Below are 19053 nucleotides of genomic sequence, written 5' to 3' on the forward strand. Positions count from 1 at the left end.
CCAGCCGCCCCGGCCGTCAGCCCTACCCGGTGCGGGTGCTCGCCGGCTCCGCGGCGGCCTCGCCCCGGTTCCCGTCCCGGTCCTCGCCCCGGTCGTCGTCCCGGTCGTCGTCCCGGTCGTCGTCCTGCGCGTCGTCCTGCCGCGGGTCGCGCCAGCCCGGCCCGGCAGCCGGCTCCCGGCCGCGCAGGTAGTCCACGACCCGGGCCACGCAGGCGGCGATCGGGACGGCCAGGAAAGCGCCGAGCACGCCGTAGGTCACACCCCCGACCGTGACCGCGAGGATGATCGTGAACGGGTGCAGCCGCAGCACCGGGCTCAGGATCAGCGGTTCGAGCAGGTTCCCCTCGGCCTGCTGCACCACCACGACGAGGGCCAGCACCAGCAGCGCCGTCGTCACCCCCTGGTCGGCCAGCGCGACGAGGACCGCCAGCAGCCCCGAGACGAAGGCCCCCACGATGGGGAAGAACCCGCCGAGGAAGACCAGCACCGCCAGCGGCATGGCCAGCGGCACGCCGAGGACGACCAGCCCGATGCCGATCGCCACGGCGTCCACGAGGGCGACGACCAGCTGGCCGCGGAAGTACGCGCCGAGGGTCCAGAACAGCTGCCCGGAGACCCGGTCGGCGTGCTGCCGGGTGCGCTCGGGCAGCACGCTGACGATGCCGGCCCAGATGCGCCCCCCGTCGCGCAGGTAGAAGAACAGGGCCACCAGGAACAGGACGACGGCGGTGGCGACGTCGCCGAGCGTCCGCGCCACCTGCAGCCCGCGGTCGACGACGTCGCTGCCGCCGCCGCCGAGCGCACCGGCCGCCTGCTGGGCCATGTCGGCGAGCCCGCCCTCCCCGACGTCGAAGGGCAGCGAGAAGGGCGTGCCCGCGACCAGCTCCGCCAGGTCGCTGAGCGCCTCCTCGACGCTCTCGGCCAGCGCGGGGATCTCGGCGGCGAAGCGCGGCACCACGAACCAGACCGCCAGCCCCAGCAGCCCGAGGAGGGAGATGACGAGCAGCAGGGCTACGACGGTGGAGGGCACCCCCTTGCGCTTGAGCCAGGCCGCGACCGGCCACAGCACGGCGGCCGGGAACAGGGCGATCGCCAGCGGGGTGGCGACGACGCTGACCTCGCGCAGCAGCAGGTAGGCCAGCACCAGCAGGGCGAGCACGCCGAGCGCGGCCCAGGCCCGCCGCCCGGCGCGCACCAGCAAGGAGTACCGATCCGCCTGCTGCTCGTCCGCGACCATGAGGCCTCCATGCCCCGTCACCCGCCCGGGCAGACCCAGGTCAGCGGACGGCCGGCACGCTCCCGGCCAGGTTGGCGAAGACCTCGCGCGTGGCGGTGGAGCGGTTCATGGTGATGAAGTGGATCCCCGGCACGCCCTCGTCGAGCAGCCGCCGGCACAAGGCGGTCGCCACCTCCACGCCGAGCGCCCGCACCGCGGCCTTGTCCTCCGGCCGGTCGCCGGCCAGCGCGGCGAACCGGTCGGCGAGCTCCGCGGGGAACGCCTGACCGGACAGCTGGACGATCCGGGTGATCTGCCGGATGTCGGTGACCGGCATGACCCCGGCGATGACCGGGACGTCGCAGCCACGGGCGACGACCCGGTCCCGCATCCGCAGGTAGTCCTCGGCCCGGAAGAACATCTGGGTGATCGCGAAATCGGCACCGGCCCGGCACTTCGCCACGAACATCTCGACGTCGGTCTCGAAGTCCGGCGAGCGCGGGTGGCGCTCGGGGAAGGCGGCGACGCCCACCGAGAAGTCGCCGATCGAACGGATCAGCTCCACCAGCTCGGCGGCGTACCGCAGCCCCTCCGGGTGGGCCACCCACTCCGCCTGCGGATCGGCGCCGGGCGGGTCACCCCGCAGGGCCATGATGTTGCGGACCCCTGCCGCGGCCAGGCGGCTGATCACGTGCCGCAGCTCCGCGACGCTGTGGTCCACCGCGGTCAGGTGCGCCAGCGGCGTCATCGTCGTGTCCGCCGCGATCCGCTCGGTCATCGCCACGGTGCCCTCGCGGGTCGAGCCGCCGGCGCCGTAGGTGACCGACACGAACGAGGGGTGCAACCGCTCGAGCTCGCGCAGCGCCGTCCAGAGCAGCTCCTCCCCCGCCGGGGCCTTCGGCGGGAAGAACTCGAACGACCACGTCGGGCGCGCGGTGGCGAGGAGCTCGCGGACGGTGGGTGTCACGGCACCCGAGGGTACGGGCGGTGCGGCAGCGCGCCTGCGACCGTCCCGTCGAAGACCCCCCGGCAGGTGCATCCAGGGCGCGCCCCCGCCCGGAAGAGGGCGTGTCCCGACCACCGAGCGACGGAGGAACGATGCAGCGGAGCACCCCGGCCGCCCTGCTGGTGCGGCGGCACCCCACCGGATCGGGCGATACTGACGAGATGATCGTCGGGGCGCAGCAGCGCGAATCCGCCGGCCCCGCTCCTGCGCTGTCGGTGGCCGACCTGGACCGGGTCCGCGCCGCGGTCGCCGAGGCGCTCACCGGCTTCCTCGACCAGCAGCGCGCCACGCTCGCCGCGATGGACGCCAGCCTCGTCCCGGTGGTCGACGAGGTGTGCGCCGTCGCCGCGGGCGGCAAGAAGCTGCGCCCCTCGTTCGCCTACTGGGGGTGGCGGGGCGCGCGCGGACAGGGCCCGGGCGTCGACGAGGACGAGGACGCCGTCCTGCGCGCGGTCGCGGCCCTGGAGTTCGTGCACGCCAGCGCCCTGGTCCACGACGACGTCATGGACGCCGCCGGCACCCGGCGCGGCCGCCCCACCACCCACATCGGCTTCGCCGACCGGCACACCACCCACGGGTTCTCCGGCGACCAGGACCTCTTCGGCGTCGGCGCGGCGATCCTCGTCGGCGACCTGGCGCTGGTCTGGTCCGACGAGATGCTGCGCTGCTCGGGCATCTCCGAGGGGGCCCTCGGCCGGGCGCGCGCCGTCTGGGACGCCATGCGCACCGAGGTCACCGCCGGCCAGTACCTGGACCTGCTGCGCGCCGCCGGTGGGCTGCCCGGGCCCGACGGCGCGCTCACCGTGGCCCGCTACAAGAGCGCGGGGTACACGGTGCAGCGCCCGCTGCAGCTGGGCGCCGCCATCGCCGGGGCCGGCCCGGCCGTGGTCGAGGCCTGCTCGGCGATCGGGCTGCCCCTGGGCGAGGCGTTCCAGCTCCGCGACGACCTGCTCGGGGTGTTCGGCGATCCCGAGGTCACGGGGAAGTCCGTCGACGACGACCTGCGCGAGGGCAAGCAGACCCTGCTCGTCGCGCTGGCCGAGGAGGCGGCCGACGACGCCGGGCGCCGCCTGCTCGGCGACCTGCTCGGCAACCCGGGCGCCGGTCCCGAGGAGTTCGAGGCGCTGCGCGCGCTGCTGGTCACCACCGGCGCCCGCGACCGGGTGGAGGAGCGCATCGCCGCCAGCACCGCCCGGGCCCGCCAGGCCATCGCCGAGGCCCCCCTCGCAGACGACGCCCGCGCGGCGCTGGACTCGCTGGCGGTCGCCGCGACCTCCCGCACCGCCTGATGGTGCGCACCGTTCCGGGTCGCACCGACCGCGTCGTCGTCGTCGGGGCCGGGCTGGCGGGGCTGGCCACGGCGCTGCGCCTGCGCGGTGCCGGCCGCGAGGTCACCGTCGTCGAGCGCGCCGCCGGCCCCGGCGGGCGGGCCGGGCGCCTGGAGCGCGACGGCTACGCGCTGGACACCGGGCCCTCGGTGTTCACCGCACCGGAGATCGTGGCCGAGACGCTGGCCGCCGTCGGCGAACGGCTGGAGGACCGGCTCGAGCTGCGCCGCCTGGAGACCAGCTACCGGGCGCAGTTCGCCGACGGCACGCACCTGGACGTGCACGCCGACCCCGCGGCGTTCGCCGCCGAGGTGGCCGCCCTGTGCGGGCCGGCGGAGGCCGACGCGCTGCGGCGGTACCTCGCCGCCCTCGCCGAGCTGTACCGGCTGCAGCTCACCACGTTCATCGACCGCAACCTGGACTCCCCGCTGGACCTGCTGGGCCCCGAGCTGATCACGCTGGCCCGCCGCGGCGGCTTCGGCCGGCTGTCGACGCACGTGGCGAGGTACTTCGCCGACGACCGGCTGCGCCGGCTGTTCAGCTTCCAGGCGCTCTACGCCGGGGTCTCCCCTTTCCGCGCCATCGCCGCCTACGCGGTGATCGCCCAGCTCGACATCGGCGCCGGCGTCTGGCACCCGGTCGGCGGCATCGGCGCGGTGCCGCGGGCGCTGGCCGGGGCCGCCGCCGACGCCGGGGTGGTCCTCCGGTACGACACCGCCGTCGGCGACCTGGAGACGCTCGGCAACCGGGTGACCGGCGTCGTCCTGGCCGACGGCGAGCGGCTGCCCGCCGACGCCGTCGTCGTCACCACCGACGCGCCGCACACGCTGGTGCCGGGGCTGCGCGGTCCACGCCGCCCGGTCTACTCCCCCTCCTGCGTCGCGCTGCACCTCGGCGTGCGGGCCGAGCTGCCGGGGCAGGCGCACCACACGATCAGCTTCGGGCACTCCTGGCGCGGGGTGTTCGACGAGCTCACCCGCGACGGCCGGCTTCTCGGCGGGGGTCCCGGGGCTCGGCGGGGAAGCATCATGAGCGACCCGAGCCTGCTGATCAGCATGCCCTCGGTCTCCGACCGGTCCCTGGCCCCCGAGGGCGGGCAGGTGCTCAGCGTCGTCGCGCCCACCCCGAACCTGGACCCGCGCAGCGGCGGCAACCCGGACCTGGACTGGGCGGCCCTCGGGCCCCGCTACCGGGACGAGCTCCTGGCCACCCTGGAGGCACGCGGGTTCACCGGCGTCACCGGCGCGATCGAGGTCGAGCACATGGACACCCCGGCCACCTGGGCCGCCCAGGGCATGGCGGCCGGGACGCCGTTCGCGCTGGCGCACATCTTCGGTCAGACCGGCCCGTTCCGCACCCCCACGCTGCCCCGCCGCGGCCCCGAGAACGTGGTGCTCGCCGGGTCCTCGGTGCAGCCGGGCGTCGGCGTGCCGATGGTGCTGATCAGCGGCCGGCTGGCCGCCGAGCGGATCACCGGGCCGGTGGACCGGTGAGCCTCCTCCAGCCGCCCGGCACCCAGGCCGCCCGGCAGGCCCAGCTGGCGGCCGCCTACCGGCACTGCGCCGCGATCGCCGCCGAGCACGGCAAGAGCTACCACCTGGCCACCCGCCTGCTCACCCCGGAGCGGCGGCCGGCGGTGCACGCCCTCTACGCGGCCGCGCGGGTGGCCGACGACTTCGTCGACCACCCCGGCGCCGACCCGGCCGGCGACCTGCTGTCCTGGTCGAAGGCGTTGCTCACCGAACTGGAGACGGGCTGGTCCGACGACCCGGTGCGGCTGGCGCTGGTGCACACCTACCGCCGCTACGGGATCGCCGTCGAGCACCTGGTCGACTTCCTCGCCGCCATGACCAGCGATCTCGACGTCACCGGTTACGCCGACCTCGACGCGCTGGACCGCTACATGTGGGGCTCGGCGTCGGTCATCGGCCTGCAGGTGCTCCCCGTCCTGGGGACCGCGCCCGGCGTCGCCCGCGAGGAGGCGGCGCCGCACGCCATCGCCCTCGGCGAGGCGTTCCAGCTGACGAACTTCCTGCGCGACGTCGGCGAGGACGTCGACCGCGGCCGGGTCTACCTGCCCGCCGACCTGATGGCCGCGCACGGGGTGACCCGCGAGCAGCTGGCGGCCAAGCGGTTCGACGACCGGTTCCGGGAGCTGATGCGCGAGATGGTGGCGATCGTGCGCCGCCGGTACGACGACGCCGCGCCCGGCACGCCGATGCTGGCGCCGGAGTCGCGCGACTGCGTGCGCGCGGCCACCGCCCTCTACGGCGGGATCCTCACCGAGATCGAGCGCGCCGACTACCGGGTGCTCGACCGCCGGGTGTCGGTGTCCAAGCCGCGCCGCCTGGCCGTGTTCGCCCGGCGGTTGACCGCCGCCCAGGTGGCGAGGGTGAGGGTGACCATGGCGAAGCCGAAGAGCAGGTCCTCCACCGGCGCGTAGACGATCCGCGGCCCCCAGATCGTGGCCGGGTCGTACGTCACCACGTCCAGCCCCGTGAGCACGCCGTTCATCAGCAGCTGGAAGAACACGATGATCGCGTAGGCGACCCAGAACACCCGCCGGGTGACCATGCGGGTGCGGAGGAGCGCCAGGTCCACCACGAGGACGGCGACGACCGCGGTCACCGCCAGGGCGCTGTAGCTCACTTCTCCGCCTCCCGCGCCGGGTAGCCCGCGTCCCAGCCGGTGACCTTCCGCACCGCCTCCAGCGCGAGCACCGAGCACAGCGGGACGACGAGGAAGAACAGGATCTCCTCCAGCGGGATCCCGCCGGGCAGCCGGACGCCGACGGTGCGCACCGCCGAGTAGTCCCAGTGGCCCTGCGCGATGGCGTAGAGGACCCAGCTGACGAAGACGACGAACTCCGGGAGGACGGCGATCAGCAGCCGCCGCCAGCGCGCGTAGACCCGCACGCCCAGCAGCAGCTCCAGCGGGGCGGTCACCACCAGGCAGCCGACCAGCAGGCCCAGGTACGTCAGCCGCTCCACGGAACCCGTTTCCGTCCCCGGCCCGCCCCCGGATGCACCCCGCTCAGAGAGCCAGCGCCTGCGCCCGCCGGGTGACCTCGGTGTGCCGGTCGTCCCGCAGCGCCTGTACCGGGGTGCCGGGGAGCGACTCGTCCTCGCGGAACAGCCACTCGAAGGCCTCCTCGTCGCTGAAACCGCCGTCCCGGAGAACCGTCAGCAGTCCGGGCAGGTGCTTGAGGACCACCCCGTCCTGCACGAAGTCGGCGGGGATCTTCCCGTTCCCGCTGCCGGGGACGGCCATCAGCTTCCCGTCGCGCAGCAGCTGCCGGACCCGGTTCGGCGAGGTGCCCAGCAGCTGGGCGACCTCCGCGGGGGTGAGCGTCTCCATAGAGTGTCAGCCTATGGCGAGCAGCGGACCGACGAGCAGCCCGGTACCGGGACCGACCGGCCGGCACGACGCGAGCGAGGCCGCCGAGGATCCCCGCCCGGAGCCGCCGTTCGTCGATCTGGTGGAGCTGGAGGCCCGGTCCCGGGAGCTGCTGCCCCAGCCGGTCTACGACTACTACGCGGGCGGCGCCGAGACCGAGACGACGATGGGCGAGGCGACGGCGGCCTGGCGCACCTGGCGGCTCCGGCCCCGGGTGCTGCGCGGCACCACCACCGCCTCGCTGGCCACCGAGCTGCTGGGCACGCCGGTGCGCACCCCGATCGGCATCGCCCCGTGGGCCTACCAGGCCATGGCGCACCCCGACGGCGAGCTGGCCACCGCCCGGGCCGCCGCAGCCACCGGCGCCCTGATGACCGTCTCCACCAGCGCGACCCACAGCCTGGAGGAGGTCGCCGCCGTCGAGCCCGGCAGCCCGAAGTGGTTCCAGCTGTACCGGCTGCACTCCGAGCGGCACACCGACGACCTCGCCCGCCGCGCCGGGGACGCCGGCTACCGGGCGCTGGTCATGACCGTCGACGTCCCGCTGCTGGGGCGCCGCCGCCGCGACCTGCGCCACGACTTCGTGCACCGCGCCGGCGTCCGGATGGCCAACCGGCCCCCGGAGGGCGAGGAGCCGACCCTGGACGGCCTGGCCACCGGCACCTGGACCTTCGACGAGATCGCCCGGTTCGGCGAGCTCTCCGGGTTGCCCGTGGTGGTCAAGGGGGTCCTGCGGGGCGACGACGCCGTCCGCTGCGTGCAGGCCGGCGCCGCCGCGGTGTGGGTCACCACGCACGGTGGCCGGCAGGTCGACCCCGCGGTGAGCAGCGCCCAGGCGCTCCCCGAGGTGGTCGACGCCGTGGGCGAGGACGTGGAGGTCTACGCCGACGGCGGCATCCGGTCGGGCTCGGACGTGCTCACCGCGCTCGCCCTGGGTGCGTCGGCGGTCTTCCTCGGCCGGCCGATCGTCTGGGGGCTCGCCGCCGGGGGCGAGCAGGGCGTGGCCCGGGTCCTCGGCGGCCTCGCCGAGGAGCTCGAGCACACGATGGTCCTGTGCGGTCTGGACGACGTGCGATCGGTGCCCGCCGACACCGTGGTGGCGGCGCGATAACCTCTCGGAGGGCCGTGACTGGCGCGTCGAGGTGGGCCACCACCGGGGAGCGGCTCGCACCACCGTCGCCGTGCGCCTGGGCACCTATCCGTCGTTCAGCGCAGGAGCCCTCATGACCACCGCCCCCCGCACCACCCACTCCTTCGACGGCGCGGCCGCCTCGGCCGCCTACCGCAACGCCCTGGCCGTGATCGGCGCCGTCGAGCCCCGGGTCGCCGACGCGATCAGCCAGGAGCTGGCCGACCAGCGCGGCTCGCTCAAGCTCATCGCCAGCGAGAACTACGCCAGCCCCGCCGTGCTGCTCACCATGGGCAACTGGTTCAGCGACAAGTACGCCGAGGGCACCGCCGGGCACCGGTTCTACGCCGGCTGCCAGAACGTCGACACCGTCGAGGCCCTCGCCGCCGAGCACGCCCGCGAGCTGTTCGGCGCCTCGCACGCCTACGTCCAGCCGCACTCGGGCATCGACGCCAACCTCGTGGCGTTCTGGGCCGTGCTCGCCCAGCGGGTCGAGCTGCCCGCCCTGCAGGAGGCCGGCGCGCGGCACGTCAACGACCTCACCGACGCCGACTGGGCGACGCTGCGCCGCGCCCTGGGCGACCAGCGGATGCTCGGGATGTCGCTGGACGCCGGCGGTCACCTCACCCACGGCTTCCGCCCCAACATCAGCGGCAAGATGTTCGAGCAGTCCTCCTACGGCACCGACCCGTCGACCGGGCTGCTGGACTACGCCGCCGTCCGCGCCCGGGCCCGCGAGTTCCGGCCGCTGATCCTCATGGCCGGCTACTCCGCCTACCCGCGGCGGGTGGACTTCGCGGCGATGCGCGAGATCGCCGACGAGGTCGGCGCCACCCTGGTCGTCGACATGGCGCACTTCGCCGGCCTGGTCGCGGGCAAGGTGCTCACCGGTGACTTCGACCCGGTGCCGCACGCCCACGTCGTGACCAGCACCAGCCACAAGTCGCTGCGCGGCCCTCGAGGCGGGTTCGTGCTGGCGCAGCCGGAGTTCGCCGACGCCGTCGACCGCGGCTGCCCGATGGTGCTCGGTGGCCCGCTCCCCCACGTCATGGCCGCCAAGGCGGTGGCGTTCGCCGAGGCCCGGCGCCCGGAGTTCGCCGGCTACGCCCAGCAGGTGGCCGACAACGCGCAGAGCCTGGCCGAGGGGCTGACGAAGCGCGGCGCCCAGCTGGTCACCGGCGGCACCGACAACCACCTGGTGCTCATCGACGTCACCGGCTTCGGGCTGACCGGCCGGCAGGCGGAGTCCGCGCTGCTGGACGCCGGCATCGTCACGAACCGCAACTCGGTCCCGGCCGACCCGAACGGCGCCTGGTACACCTCCGGCATCCGGCTCGGCACCCCCGCGCTCACCAGCCGCGGCTTCGGCTCGGGGGAGTTCGACCGGACGGCGGAGCTCATCGTCGACGCGCTCTCCGCCACGACCCCGACGGCGACCCGCGACGGTGGCGCCTCGCAGGCGAAGTACGTGGTGGCCGACGGCGTCGCCGAGCGCACCCGGGCGGCGGCGGCCGAGCTGCTGGCGGCGCACCCGCTCTACCCGGGCCTCGACCTCGCCTGATGTGGTGTCCCGTGGCCCGCACGTCCGCGGCGGGCCACGGGAGGGCGCACGGGGTGACGTGGCGCACCCCGACCACGCGTCACAGGCGCCCCGGTGTTCCCCTCCGCCGCGTCGCAGGGCCACCGGCACGGTCGGCGCTCCTACACTCGGCCGTGTGGACACCGCCGTGACCGACCCCGTGGTCGGCCTCGTTCTCGAGGGGCGCTACCGCCTCGAGGAGCGGGTGGCGCGAGGCGGCATGTCCACCGTCTACGCGGCCACCGACCTCCGGCTGCACAAGACCGTCGCGGTCAAGGTCATGGCCGAGCACCTGGCCCACGACCCCACGTTCGTCGACCGGTTCACCCGCGAGGCGCGCGCGGCGGCGATGCTCAGCCACGTCAACGTCGTCGGCGTCAGCGACCAGGGCAGCGACCAGGGCCTGGTCTTCCTCGTCATGGAGCTCGTGCGCGGGCGGACGCTGCGCGACCTGCTCAGCGCCCGCGGCCGGCTCACCGTCGCCGAGGCCTTCGCCGTCCTGGAGCCGGTGCTCGCCGGGCTCACCGCCGCGCACCGGGCCGGGATCGTGCACCGCGACATCAAGCCGGAGAACGTGCTCATCGGCGTCGACGGCGTGGTCAAGGTGGCCGACTTCGGGCTGGCGCGCGCCGTCGTCGGCACCGGGCAGACCAGCCAGACCGGCGGGGTGCTCATCGGCACCGTCGCCTACCTCTCCCCCGAGCAGCTCGAGCGCGGTCGCGCCGATGCCCGCAGCGACATCTACGCCGCCGGCATCGTGCTCTACGAGATGCTCACCGGGCACCCGCCGTTCGGCGGTGACACCCCGCTCGCGGTGGCCTACCAGCACGTCCACCACGACGTGCCCGCACCGTCGGCCGAGGTCCCTGGCCTGCCCTGGCAGGTCGACGAGCTGGTGGCCCGCACCACCCGCCGCGACCCCGCCGGGCGTCCCCTGGACGCCGGGGCGTTCCTCGCGGAGCTGCACGACGTCCGCACCGACCTCGGCATCGACCCGGTCCCCGTGCCGACCGGGCAGAGCACGGCCGGCCCCGGCACGCTGCGGCCCACCAACCGCCCGACCCGGCCCCGGCCCGGCCACCCCAGCGATCCCGGCACCGAGGTGCTCGGCGGCCGCGGCTCGCGCACCGGGCGCACCAGCATGCTGCCGGGGATGGGCGCCGGTCCCACGACCGACGTGCAGGGCCGTCGCCCCGGGCCGGCGCGGCCGCGTCCCGGCGTCCCCGACCACATCCGGCGTCGCCGCGCCCGGCTGCTGATCGCCGTCGTCCTGCTCATGGCGATCACGGTCGGCGCCGTCGGCTGGTGGCTGGGCTCCGGCCGCTGGACCGACGTCCCCGCGGTGACCGGCAAGCAGGAGGGCACGGCCATCGACCTGCTGCAGGACGCCGGCCTCGACCCCGACCCGGTGGTCCGGGAGTGGAGCGAGTCGGTGCCGGAGGGCGTGGTGATCTCCACCGACCCGGCGTCGGGCGAGCTGATCCGCGGAACCGACGTCCGCGTCGTCGTCTCCAAGGGGCCCGAGCGCTACACCGTGTCGCCGGAGCTCGTGGGCCAGCCCGTCGACGACGTCGAGGCGCGCCTGCAGGCCGACCTGCCGATCCAGATCACCCGGGGCCAGGCCTACGACGACACCGTGCCCCCGGGCAACGTGGTCGGCTTCGACCCGCCCGCGGGCACCGCCCTCAAGCGCGACCAGGTCGTGACGGTCGTGGTCAGCCAGGGCCGCGCACCGGTCACCGTCCCCGACGTGACCGGGCAGACCCCGGAGCAGGCGCGGGCCAACCTCGAGGCGCAGGGCTTCACCGTGGAGCGCAGCGAGGACGGGCGCAGCGACCAGGTCGACAAGGGTGAGGTCATGGCCGTCGAGCCGGGTCCGGGCGCGGGCCCTGTCCCCTACGGCAGCACCGTGCGCATCCAGGTCTCGGCGGGCGTCCCGCTCGTCACGGTGCCCGACGTCGTCGGCAGGAGCGGCGACGAGGCCGCCGAGATCCTGCGGGCCGCCGGCCTGCAGGTGGAGGCCACCCGGTTCTTCGGCAACCGGGTGCTGCGGCAGAGCCCCGCGGCCGGCGAGACCGTCGAGCGCGGCACCCCCGTCACCATCCTGCTCACCTTCGGATAGGTCCTTGTCGAACACCTCCCCCGGTGTGCCCGCCATCGGCGCGCACATCCAGATCAAGGGCGGCCTGGCCACGGGTGGGCTCGCCTACACCGACGCCGTCGCCGCCCGCGCCGTCCAGGTCTTCGTGGGCAATCCCCGCGGCTGGAAGCTCACCGACGGTGACCCGGCGCAGGACGCGCGGTTCACCGCCGGGTGCGCCGAGCGCGGCGTGCCCTCGTTCATCCACACCCCGTTCCTGGTGAACGTCGGCTCGCCGACCGAGACGACCGTGACGCAGTCGGTCGCCTCGATCGCGCACAACCTGCGGCGCGGCGCGCAGCTGGGCTGCCAGGGCGTGGTGGTGCACGCCGGGTCCGCCGTCGGCGAGGACCGGTACGAGCCGGCGCTGCGCCAGCTCCACGAGCAGCTGCTGCCCGTGCTGGAGGCCGCCGACCCCGACGGGCCACGGCTGCTGATCGAGCCGACGGCCGGCGGCGGCAAGGCGCTGGCCGCCACGGTGGAGGAGCTCGGCCCCTACTTCGCGGCGCTGGAGCACCACCCGCTGCTGGGCGTCTGCTTCGACACCTGCCACGCCTGGGCCGCCGGTCACGACCTCGCCGCCCCCGGCGGGATGTCGGCCACCCTCGAGGCGCTGGAGGCCACCGTGGGCCCGGGTCGGCTGGGCCTGGTGCACGTGAACGACTCGCTCGACCCCTGCGGCTCCAAGCGCGACCGGCACACGACCATCGGCGAGGGCCTGATCGGGTCGGGCGAGTACGGCACCGGCCCGTTCGCCGAGCTGCTGCGGCACCGCACCACCGCCGGGGTGCCCATGGTCGTGGAGACGCCGAGCCTGCGCGACGGCGACCCGTGCGGCGGCCACGCCGCCGACATCAAGCTGCTGAACTCCCTGATCGGCGACTGACCCCCCGCGAGCCCCGGGCGAGATCTGCACACTGGCCCCCATCAGCCGCCCGATGCGGACCACATCGCAGATCTGGCGGTGCCGGCCGCTCTCACCGGTCCGCCCGGCGGTCAGCGGTCGAACAGCTCCGCGAGGACGTCGGCGGCGCGGTCGACGGCCGCGCGGTCGACGTCGAGGTGCGTGACGAGGCGGATCCTGCGGGCGCTCACCTGGCTGACCAGCACGCCCCGCGCCTTCGCGGCCTCGGCCACCATCGGCGCGGCGACGTCGTCCAGCACGACCATGTTGGTCTCGACCGTCGCGGGGTCCACGCCGAGCCGCTTGGCCAGCAGCTGCGCGTGCTGGTGGTCCTCGGCCAGCCGCGCCAGGTTGTGATCCAGCGCGTAGGTGCAGGCCGCGGCGAGGACGCCGACCTGCCGCATGCCCCCGCCGAGCCGCTTGCGCCAGAGCCGCGCGGTCGCGATCCGCTCGGCGGAGGACACCAGCACCGAGCCGACCGGCGTCCCCAGGCCCTTGGAGAAGCAGACGGACGCCGTGTCCGCCAGCCGGCCGTAGGTGGACAGCGGGACGCCGGACGCCACGTGCGCGTTCCAGATCCGGGCGCCGTCCAGGTGCACGGCGACGCCTGCCTCGCGCGACCAGTTCCACAGCTGCTGCAACTGGTCGAGCGGCTGCACCAGCCCGCCCCCGCGGTTGTGCGAGTTCTCCACCGCGACCGCCGCGGTCGCGGTCAGGTGCCAGTTGTCCTTCGGCCGCACCTGCTCGATCAGCTGTGCGGCGTCCAGCCGTCCACCGGCAGACACGACAGTCCGGGTGCTGATCCCGAAGATCGCCGCCGCGGCGCCCATCTCGTAGGTGACGACGTGGGCATCGGCGTCGCAGAGCACCTCCTGGCCGGGCTCGCAGACCAGGCGCATGCCGATCTGGTTGCCCATCGTCCCCGAGGGCACGAACAGCGCCGCCTCGTGACCGAAGAGCTCCGCCGTCCGCTCCTCGAGCGCGCGGACGGCCGGATCCTCCTCGTAGACGTCGTCCCCGACCTCCGCCTCCACCATGGCCCGGCGCATCCCGGCGGTCGGCCGGGTGACGGTGTCGGAGCGGAGGTCGACGATGCCGGACATCAGCCGCGGAGCATCTCGGCCACGAGGAACGCCAGCTCCAGCGACTGGCCGGTGTTCAGCCGCGGGTCGCAGGCGGTCTCGTACCGGCTGTTGAGGTCCTCGTCGCTGATCTCCATCGCCCCGCCGAGGCACTCGGTGACGTCCTCACCGGTCAGCTCGACGTGGATGCCGCCGGGCCAGGTGCCCAGCGCCCGGTGCACGTCGAAGAAGCCGAGCACCTCGTCGACCACGCGGTCGAAGTGCCGGGTCTTGTAGCCGGTCGGGGACTCGTGGGTGTTGCCGTGCATCGGGTCGCACTGCCAGACGACGGTGTGCCCGCTGGCGGTGACCTTCTCCACGATGCCCGGCAGGACGTCGCGGATCTTCCCGTTGCCCATCCGGCTGATCAGGGTGAGCCGGCCCGGCACGCCCTCCGGGTCGAGGCGCTCGACGAGCTCCACGGCCTGCTCCGGCGTCGTCGTCGGGCCGATCTTCACGCCGATCGGGTTCGCCAGCTTCGACACGAACTCGATGTGCGCGCCGTCCATCTGGCGGGTCCGCTCCCCCACCCAGACGAAGTGGGCGGAGAGGGCGTACGGCCGGCCCTCGTGCATGCGCAGCAGCGCGCGCTCGTAGTCGAGGATCAGCGCCTCGTGCGAGTTGAACAGCTCCACCCCGCGCAGCGCGTCGGACTCGATGCCGCAGGCCCGCATGAACGCCAGCGCGCGGTCGATCTCCCGGGCGATCACCTCGTACCGCACGCCCGCCGGCGAGTTGGCGACGAAGTCGCGGTTCCAGTCGTGCACCGCGTGCAGGTCGGCCAGGCCGCCACGGGCGTAGGCCCGGATCATGTTCATGGCGGCTGCGGAGTTCGCGTAGGCCCGCACCAGCCGGTTCGGGTCGGGGATCCGCTTCTCCAGCACCGGCTCCAGGTCGTTCACCATGTCGCCCCGGTACGAGGGCAGGCCCAGGGCGTCGGTGTCCGACGAGCGCGGCTTGGCGTACTGCCCGGCCACCCGGCCGACCTTGACCACCGGCACGCTCGCGCCGTAGGTGAGGACGACCGCCATCTGCAGCAACGTGCGGGTGGTGGCCTGCAGGTGCGGCTCGGTGTTGAGGTCGAACGTCTCCGCGCAGTCACCGCCCTGCAGCAGGAACGCCTTGCCCTGGGCGACGTCGGCCAGCTGGGCGCGGAGCGTGTCGACCTCGCTCGGGGCGACGATCGGCGGGACCGACGAGAGAGTCGCCAGCACGGCATCCAGGGCGGCCCGGTCGGGCCACCGCGGCTGCTGGGCGGCGGGCAGCTCCCGCCACCGGTCCAGACCGGGGACCAGCTCGGCAGGTTCGGGGAGGCTCACGCCCCGAGGGTACGGCGAGACCCATCCGCCCTCCGAGAGAGCCGTCCCACGAAGCGGGACGACGTCCCGGCGCGGGGCCGCGGGACCGTGGAGCGACTCCACCCAGGCGCACCACCCGCCCCGCGCGGTGACGATCAGGCCACGAACGGTCGGTTCGGCACCGGGAGCGGCGCTGACCTGCCGATACCCCGGTCGAGCGGCGGCACGCAGATCGCCGCCCCCGACCCGGAAGGCCGAACATGCGCTGGACGAACCTGCCCGCCTGGGCGGTCCCCTCGAGCACGGGTATCCGCACCAAGGTGGTGGCCCTCGCGGTGGCCAGCGTCGCCGCGACCGGCGTGGCCATGGGCGGCGTCAGCGCCTGGCAGAGCAGCCGGTTCGCCGACGACGCCGCGCGGGACATGGAGGCCCTCGTCGAGCAGGACATCAGCCGGGCGGCCCGCGGCACCTACGACGTCGTCTCCACCCAGGGCGCCTCCACCGCCGCCAAGGTCGACTCCGACCTCGCCACCGCCCGCTACGTCCTCCAGCAGGCCGGCGGCTTCGCCGTCGACGGCTCCGGCCGCGACCTGGTCGCCTGGGACGCCAAGAACCAGATGAACGGCGAGGTCACGCCCGTGGCCCTGCCCCGCGTGCTGGTCGGCGGCGACTGGCTGGGGAAGAACAGCGACGCCGCCGTCCCCACGCCGGTGGTCGACACCGTCAAGGAGATGGTCGGCGCCACCGTGACCATCTTCCAGAAGATGCCCTCGGGCGACTTCCTGCGGGTGGCCACGAACGTCCAGACCGCCACCGGCACCCGCGCCATCGGCACCTACATCCCGGCGGTGAACCCCGACGGCAAGCCCAACCCGGTCGCGGCGGCGGTCAGCGGCGGGCAGACCTACCGCGGCAACGCCTTCGTCGTCGACTCGTGGCTGGTGTCGGCCTACGAGCCCATCCTCGGGCCCGGGGGCGACGTGGTCGGCGTCCTCTACGTCGGGGTGAAGCAGGAGAACCTGCCCGCTCTCCGCGAGGGCCTGCAGGCCACCACCATCGGGACGAACGGCCACGTCGAGATCTACGGCGGCACCGGGGACCGCGCCGGCACCGTCCTGATCAGCCCCGACGGCAGCCGCGACGGCGAGCAGATGCTCACCGCCACCGACGCCGACGGCGCGCCGTACGTGCAGCAGATCGTCGACGCCGCCCTGCCGCTGCAGGACGGCGAGCAGGCGACCGTGCGCTACGACGACCCCCAGGCCGGCCCCACGACCGTCCGGGTGTCGTACTACGCCCCCTGGGACTGGGTCATCGCCACCGTGGCGCGCGACGAGGACTTCTCCGGCGCCCAGGAGTCCCTGGCGTCCGGGCGCTCGTCGATGATGTGGGCGATGGTGGTCGCCGGCCTGGTGATCGCCGTGCTGGGCGGGGTGCTCGCCCGGTGGGTCGGGCACCGGCTGACCCAGCCCCTGACCCGCCTGCGCGACCGCATGGCCGAGATCGCCGACGGGGAGGGCGACCTGACCCAGCGGATGGACGACTCCCGCGACGACGAGGTCGGGCAGCTCTCCGGCGCCTTCAACCGCTTCGTCGAGAAGGTCGCCGGCACCGTGCGCGACATCCACCGGTGCGCGCAGGACGTCGCTGCTTCCGCCGCCGGGGTGTCCACCGTCGCCGACGGCCTGGCGCAGCGCGCCTCCCGCAGCCGGGACCAGGCGCAGGGGGCCCACGGCGTCGCGGCGGAGATCAGCAGCAGCGTCTCCTCGGCGGCCGCCGGCGCCGAGGAGATGGGGGTCTCGATCACCGAGATCGCCCGCAGCGCCGCCGAGGCCGCGGAGGTCGGCCGCCAGGCGGCCTCCCTCGCCGAGCAGACCGAGACGACGATCGCCGCCCTCGGGGCGAGCTCCGCGGAGATCGGGGACGTCGTCAAGGTGATCTCCGGCGTGGCCGAGCAGACCAACCTGCTGGCCCTCAACGCCACGATCGAGGCGGCCCGCGCTGGCGATGCGGGCAAGGGCTTCGCCGTCGTCGCCAACGAGGTCAAGGAGCTCGCGCAGGAGGCGGCGAAGGCCAGCGAGGAGATCGCGCAGCGGGTCCAGGGCATCCAGTCCGAGACCACCGATGCGGTGCGGTCGATCGCGCGCATCGCCGAGGTGGTCCGGGCGATCAACGACCACCAGACGACGATCGCCAGCGCCGTCGAGGAGCAGACGGCGACCACCCGGGAGCTCAGCCGCAGCGTGGCGACGGCGGCGGAGGGCGCCGGCACCGTCACCACCACGCTGACCACGGTGAGCCGGGACGCCGACGACAGCGCGAGCGACGTGGAGCGGGCCCGCTCTGCGGCCCGGGAGCTGGACGGGCTGTCCAAGGAGCTCAACCGGCTGCTCGCCGTCTTCACGGTGTAGCCCGGCCCCGCGCGCAGCAGGCCCTCTCCCGCCGTCGGGAGGGGGCCTGCTGCGCGCAACGGGCCGGTCAGGCGCCGGCGGCGGCCTCGATGGCGTGCCAGCGGGCGAGGTTGTAGCGGGCGTCGACCAGCGCGTCGTGGGTGCCCTGCGGCTTCGATGGCAGCGGCGGCTGCCCGCGGTCGTCCCAGCGCTGCCGCAGCTCCCGGGTGAAGCGCGGGATGGGCCGGGGCAGCGCCGGCATCGCGCCCCACAGCTGGCACAGCGCCACGTGGTCGTAGGCGGCGAACCAGGCCCAGAGCTCGATCTCCTCCCCCGGTGCGGTCAGGAAGGAGAGCAGGTCCTCGCGGATCCGCTGCCGGCTGCGCCACGCCTTGTCCGCCGGCGGGGGCAGCTGGTCGAGCACGTTGCGGCGCACCCAGGGGATGGCCTTGCCGGGGTCGAACTCCGTGCTCACCGCGTAGAACTCGCGGCCGGTCTCGTCGACGACGCCGATGGAGACGAGGTCGATCGTGGTCCCGTCCTCGATGAACTCGGTGTCGTAGAAGAAGCGGCGCACGGCGTCCACCGTAGGTCGCCGCCGGGGCGCCCCCGTCAGGCAGCGCCCGTCGACCGGTCGCCGACGGAGTTCGCACCGAACTCGCGCCCGCCCAGCGCCGCGATGTCCCGCTCGAGCTGCGGCACCCGCTTCGCCGAGACCGCCAGCGCGAGCTTCTCGGCGACCACGCCGGTGACGAGCTGGCGCAGCGCGGCCACCGTGCCCACGGAGCGCGGCACGAACACCCGGCGGCCACGGGTCTCCAGGTTCTCCACCAGCGCCTCGGCGCAGGCCTCCACCGAGGTGTAGGCGCCCAGCGGGCCGGGCAGCCGCCGGCGGGTCTCGGCGAAGGTGGGCAGCGCGGCCTCGGTGTCACGCACCAGGTCGGTGTCGATCCACGTGGGATGGGCGCTCGCGACGGTGACCCCCCGGTGCGCGACCTCCAGCCGCAGGGCGTCGCCGAAGCGCTCGACGCCGGCCTTCGACGCGCAGTAGGCGCTCATGCCGGGGAGCACGGTGAAGGCCGCGGCGGAACTGACCAGCAGCACGTGGCCCCGCCGCGCGGCGATCTCCGGCAGCGCCGCGTGGGCGGTCAGCATCGTGCCGATCAGGTTGACCTCGATGGTGCGGGCCAGCGCGTGCGCGGAGCTGGTCATCACGGTGGTGAGCGGCGCGATGCCCGCGTTCGCGACGACGACGTCCAGCCCGCCGAAGGTGTCCACCGTCCGTTGCACCGCCGCCGCCAGGGCGTCGGCGTCGGTCACATCGGCCTCCACCCACAGGTGCTCGGGCCCCAGCTCGTCCGCGACCTGCGCGAGCTGCGCCGGCTCCAGCCCGACCAGGGCGACGCGGGCGCCGCGCGCGGCCGCCTTGCGGGCCAGCGCGGCGCCGATGCCGCGCGCGGCGCCGGTGATGAGGACCGACTTCCCGGCCAGGGGGGTGCGCGTACGGGATCGAGACGCCATGGGTGCTCCTGCGGTCGACGTGCTC

16 protein-coding genes, 1 pseudogene and 1 riboswitch are annotated in these 19053 nt (G+C 74.7%); of the genes and pseudogenes, 8 read left to right on the top strand and 9 right to left on the bottom strand.

Annotation, left to right across the window (positions count from 1 at the left end; translation table 11 throughout):
* Positions 1-22 precede the first annotated feature (22 nt).
* Positions 23-1237: an AI-2E family transporter gene (locus ACI79S_RS14240; protein WP_456594097.1), complete on the bottom strand. Its 1215-nt coding sequence runs from the start codon at positions 1235-1237 to the stop codon at positions 23-25.
* Positions 1238-1277: 40 nt separating this feature from the next.
* A complete protein-coding gene (gene metF / locus ACI79S_RS14245) occupies positions 1278-2183 on the bottom strand; it encodes a methylenetetrahydrofolate reductase [NAD(P)H] (RefSeq protein ID WP_456594098.1) in 906 nt (301 codons plus the stop codon).
* Positions 2184-2314: 131 nt separating this feature from the next.
* Here metF and ACI79S_RS14250 point away from each other — a divergent pair, with 131 nt between their 5' ends.
* From ACI79S_RS14250 to ACI79S_RS14260, 3 genes are read left to right on the top strand one after another with little or no spacing between them, the layout of a single operon-like run.
* Complete coding sequence (locus ACI79S_RS14250) at positions 2315-3511, top strand: polyprenyl synthetase family protein (protein ID WP_456594099.1); 1197 nt, start codon at positions 2315-2317, stop codon at positions 3509-3511.
* Positions 3511-5043, top strand: a complete 1533-nt coding sequence (crtI, locus tag ACI79S_RS14255) for a phytoene desaturase family protein (protein WP_456594100.1) — start codon at positions 3511-3513, stop codon at positions 5041-5043. Before ACI79S_RS14250 ends, crtI begins: the two co-directional genes overlap by 1 nt.
* Positions 5040-5993, top strand: a complete 954-nt coding sequence (locus tag ACI79S_RS14260) for a phytoene/squalene synthase family protein (RefSeq protein ID WP_456594101.1) — start codon at positions 5040-5042, stop codon at positions 5991-5993. Before crtI ends, ACI79S_RS14260 begins: the two co-directional genes overlap by 4 nt.
* Here ACI79S_RS14260 and ACI79S_RS14265 read toward each other — a convergent pair.
* The 3 genes and pseudogenes from ACI79S_RS14265 to ACI79S_RS14275 all read right to left on the bottom strand — a co-directional run.
* A pseudogene (locus ACI79S_RS14265) lies at positions 5990-6277 on the bottom strand (hypothetical protein); the annotation flags it as partial. The gene ACI79S_RS14260 and the pseudogene ACI79S_RS14265 sit on opposite strands and share 4 nt — an antisense overlap.
* The gene (locus tag ACI79S_RS14270; RefSeq protein WP_456594102.1) at positions 6196-6540 is read right to left on the bottom strand and encodes a lycopene cyclase domain-containing protein; all 345 of its coding nucleotides are present in this window, start codon (positions 6538-6540) and stop codon (positions 6196-6198) included. The pseudogene ACI79S_RS14265 and the gene ACI79S_RS14270, both read right to left, overlap by 82 nt.
* 43 nt (positions 6541-6583) lie before the next feature.
* A complete protein-coding gene (locus ACI79S_RS14275; protein ID WP_456589513.1) occupies positions 6584-6907 on the bottom strand; it encodes an Rv2175c family DNA-binding protein in 324 nt (107 codons plus the stop codon).
* Positions 6908-6920: 13 nt separating this feature from the next.
* Here ACI79S_RS14275 and ACI79S_RS14280 point away from each other — a divergent pair, with 13 nt between their 5' ends.
* The 4 genes from ACI79S_RS14280 to ACI79S_RS14295 all read left to right on the top strand — a co-directional run bounded on the left by ACI79S_RS14280 (position 6921) and on the right by ACI79S_RS14295 (position 12680).
* A complete protein-coding gene (locus ACI79S_RS14280; RefSeq protein WP_456594103.1) occupies positions 6921-8057 on the top strand; it encodes an alpha-hydroxy acid oxidase in 1137 nt (378 codons plus the stop codon).
* Positions 8058-8061: 4 nt separating this feature from the next.
* A riboswitch (ZMP/ZTP riboswitch) is annotated at positions 8062-8146 on the top strand.
* Positions 8147-8169: 23 nt separating this feature from the next.
* The gene (locus tag ACI79S_RS14285; protein ID WP_456594104.1) at positions 8170-9636 is read left to right on the top strand and encodes a glycine hydroxymethyltransferase; all 1467 of its coding nucleotides are present in this window, start codon (positions 8170-8172) and stop codon (positions 9634-9636) included.
* Between the two features lie 154 nt (positions 9637-9790).
* Positions 9791-11776, top strand: a complete 1986-nt coding sequence (gene pknB / locus ACI79S_RS14290) for a Stk1 family PASTA domain-containing Ser/Thr kinase (RefSeq protein WP_456594105.1) — start codon at positions 9791-9793, stop codon at positions 11774-11776.
* 4 nt (positions 11777-11780) lie between these two features.
* Positions 11781-12680 carry a deoxyribonuclease IV gene (locus tag ACI79S_RS14295; RefSeq protein ID WP_456594106.1) on the top strand — a complete coding sequence of 300 codons (900 nt, stop codon included), beginning with the start codon at positions 11781-11783 and terminating at the stop codon, positions 12678-12680.
* A 110-nt stretch (positions 12681-12790) separates the two neighbouring features.
* Here ACI79S_RS14295 and ACI79S_RS14300 read toward each other — a convergent pair whose 3' ends face one another.
* Positions 12791-13801: a threonine aldolase family protein gene (locus ACI79S_RS14300; RefSeq protein ID WP_456594107.1), complete on the bottom strand. Its 1011-nt coding sequence runs from the start codon at positions 13799-13801 to the stop codon at positions 12791-12793.
* Entirely contained in the window at positions 13801-15138 is a 1338-nt protein-coding gene (locus ACI79S_RS14305) for a class II 3-deoxy-7-phosphoheptulonate synthase (protein ID WP_456594108.1), read from the bottom strand. Before ACI79S_RS14305 ends, ACI79S_RS14300 begins: the two co-directional genes overlap by 1 nt.
* Before the next feature lie 239 nt (positions 15139-15377).
* Between ACI79S_RS14305 and ACI79S_RS14310 the strand changes: the two genes are divergently transcribed.
* A complete protein-coding gene (locus ACI79S_RS14310) occupies positions 15378-17528 on the top strand; it encodes a methyl-accepting chemotaxis protein (protein ID WP_456594109.1) in 2151 nt (716 codons plus the stop codon).
* Positions 17529-17595: 67 nt separating this feature from the next.
* Here ACI79S_RS14310 and ACI79S_RS14315 read toward each other — a convergent pair whose 3' ends face one another.
* Both ACI79S_RS14315 and ACI79S_RS14320 read right to left on the bottom strand, forming a co-directional pair.
* Entirely contained in the window at positions 17596-18084 is a 489-nt protein-coding gene (locus ACI79S_RS14315) for a polyadenylate-specific 3'-exoribonuclease AS (protein ID WP_456594110.1), read from the bottom strand.
* A 35-nt stretch (positions 18085-18119) separates the two neighbouring features.
* On the bottom strand, positions 18120-19028 hold the full coding sequence (locus ACI79S_RS14320; RefSeq protein WP_456594111.1) for an SDR family oxidoreductase: 909 nt from the start codon (positions 19026-19028) through the stop codon (positions 18120-18122).
* Between the last annotated feature and the right edge of the window lie 25 nt (positions 19029-19053).

This window comes from Blastococcus sp. SYSU DS1024 (assembly GCF_054050795.1).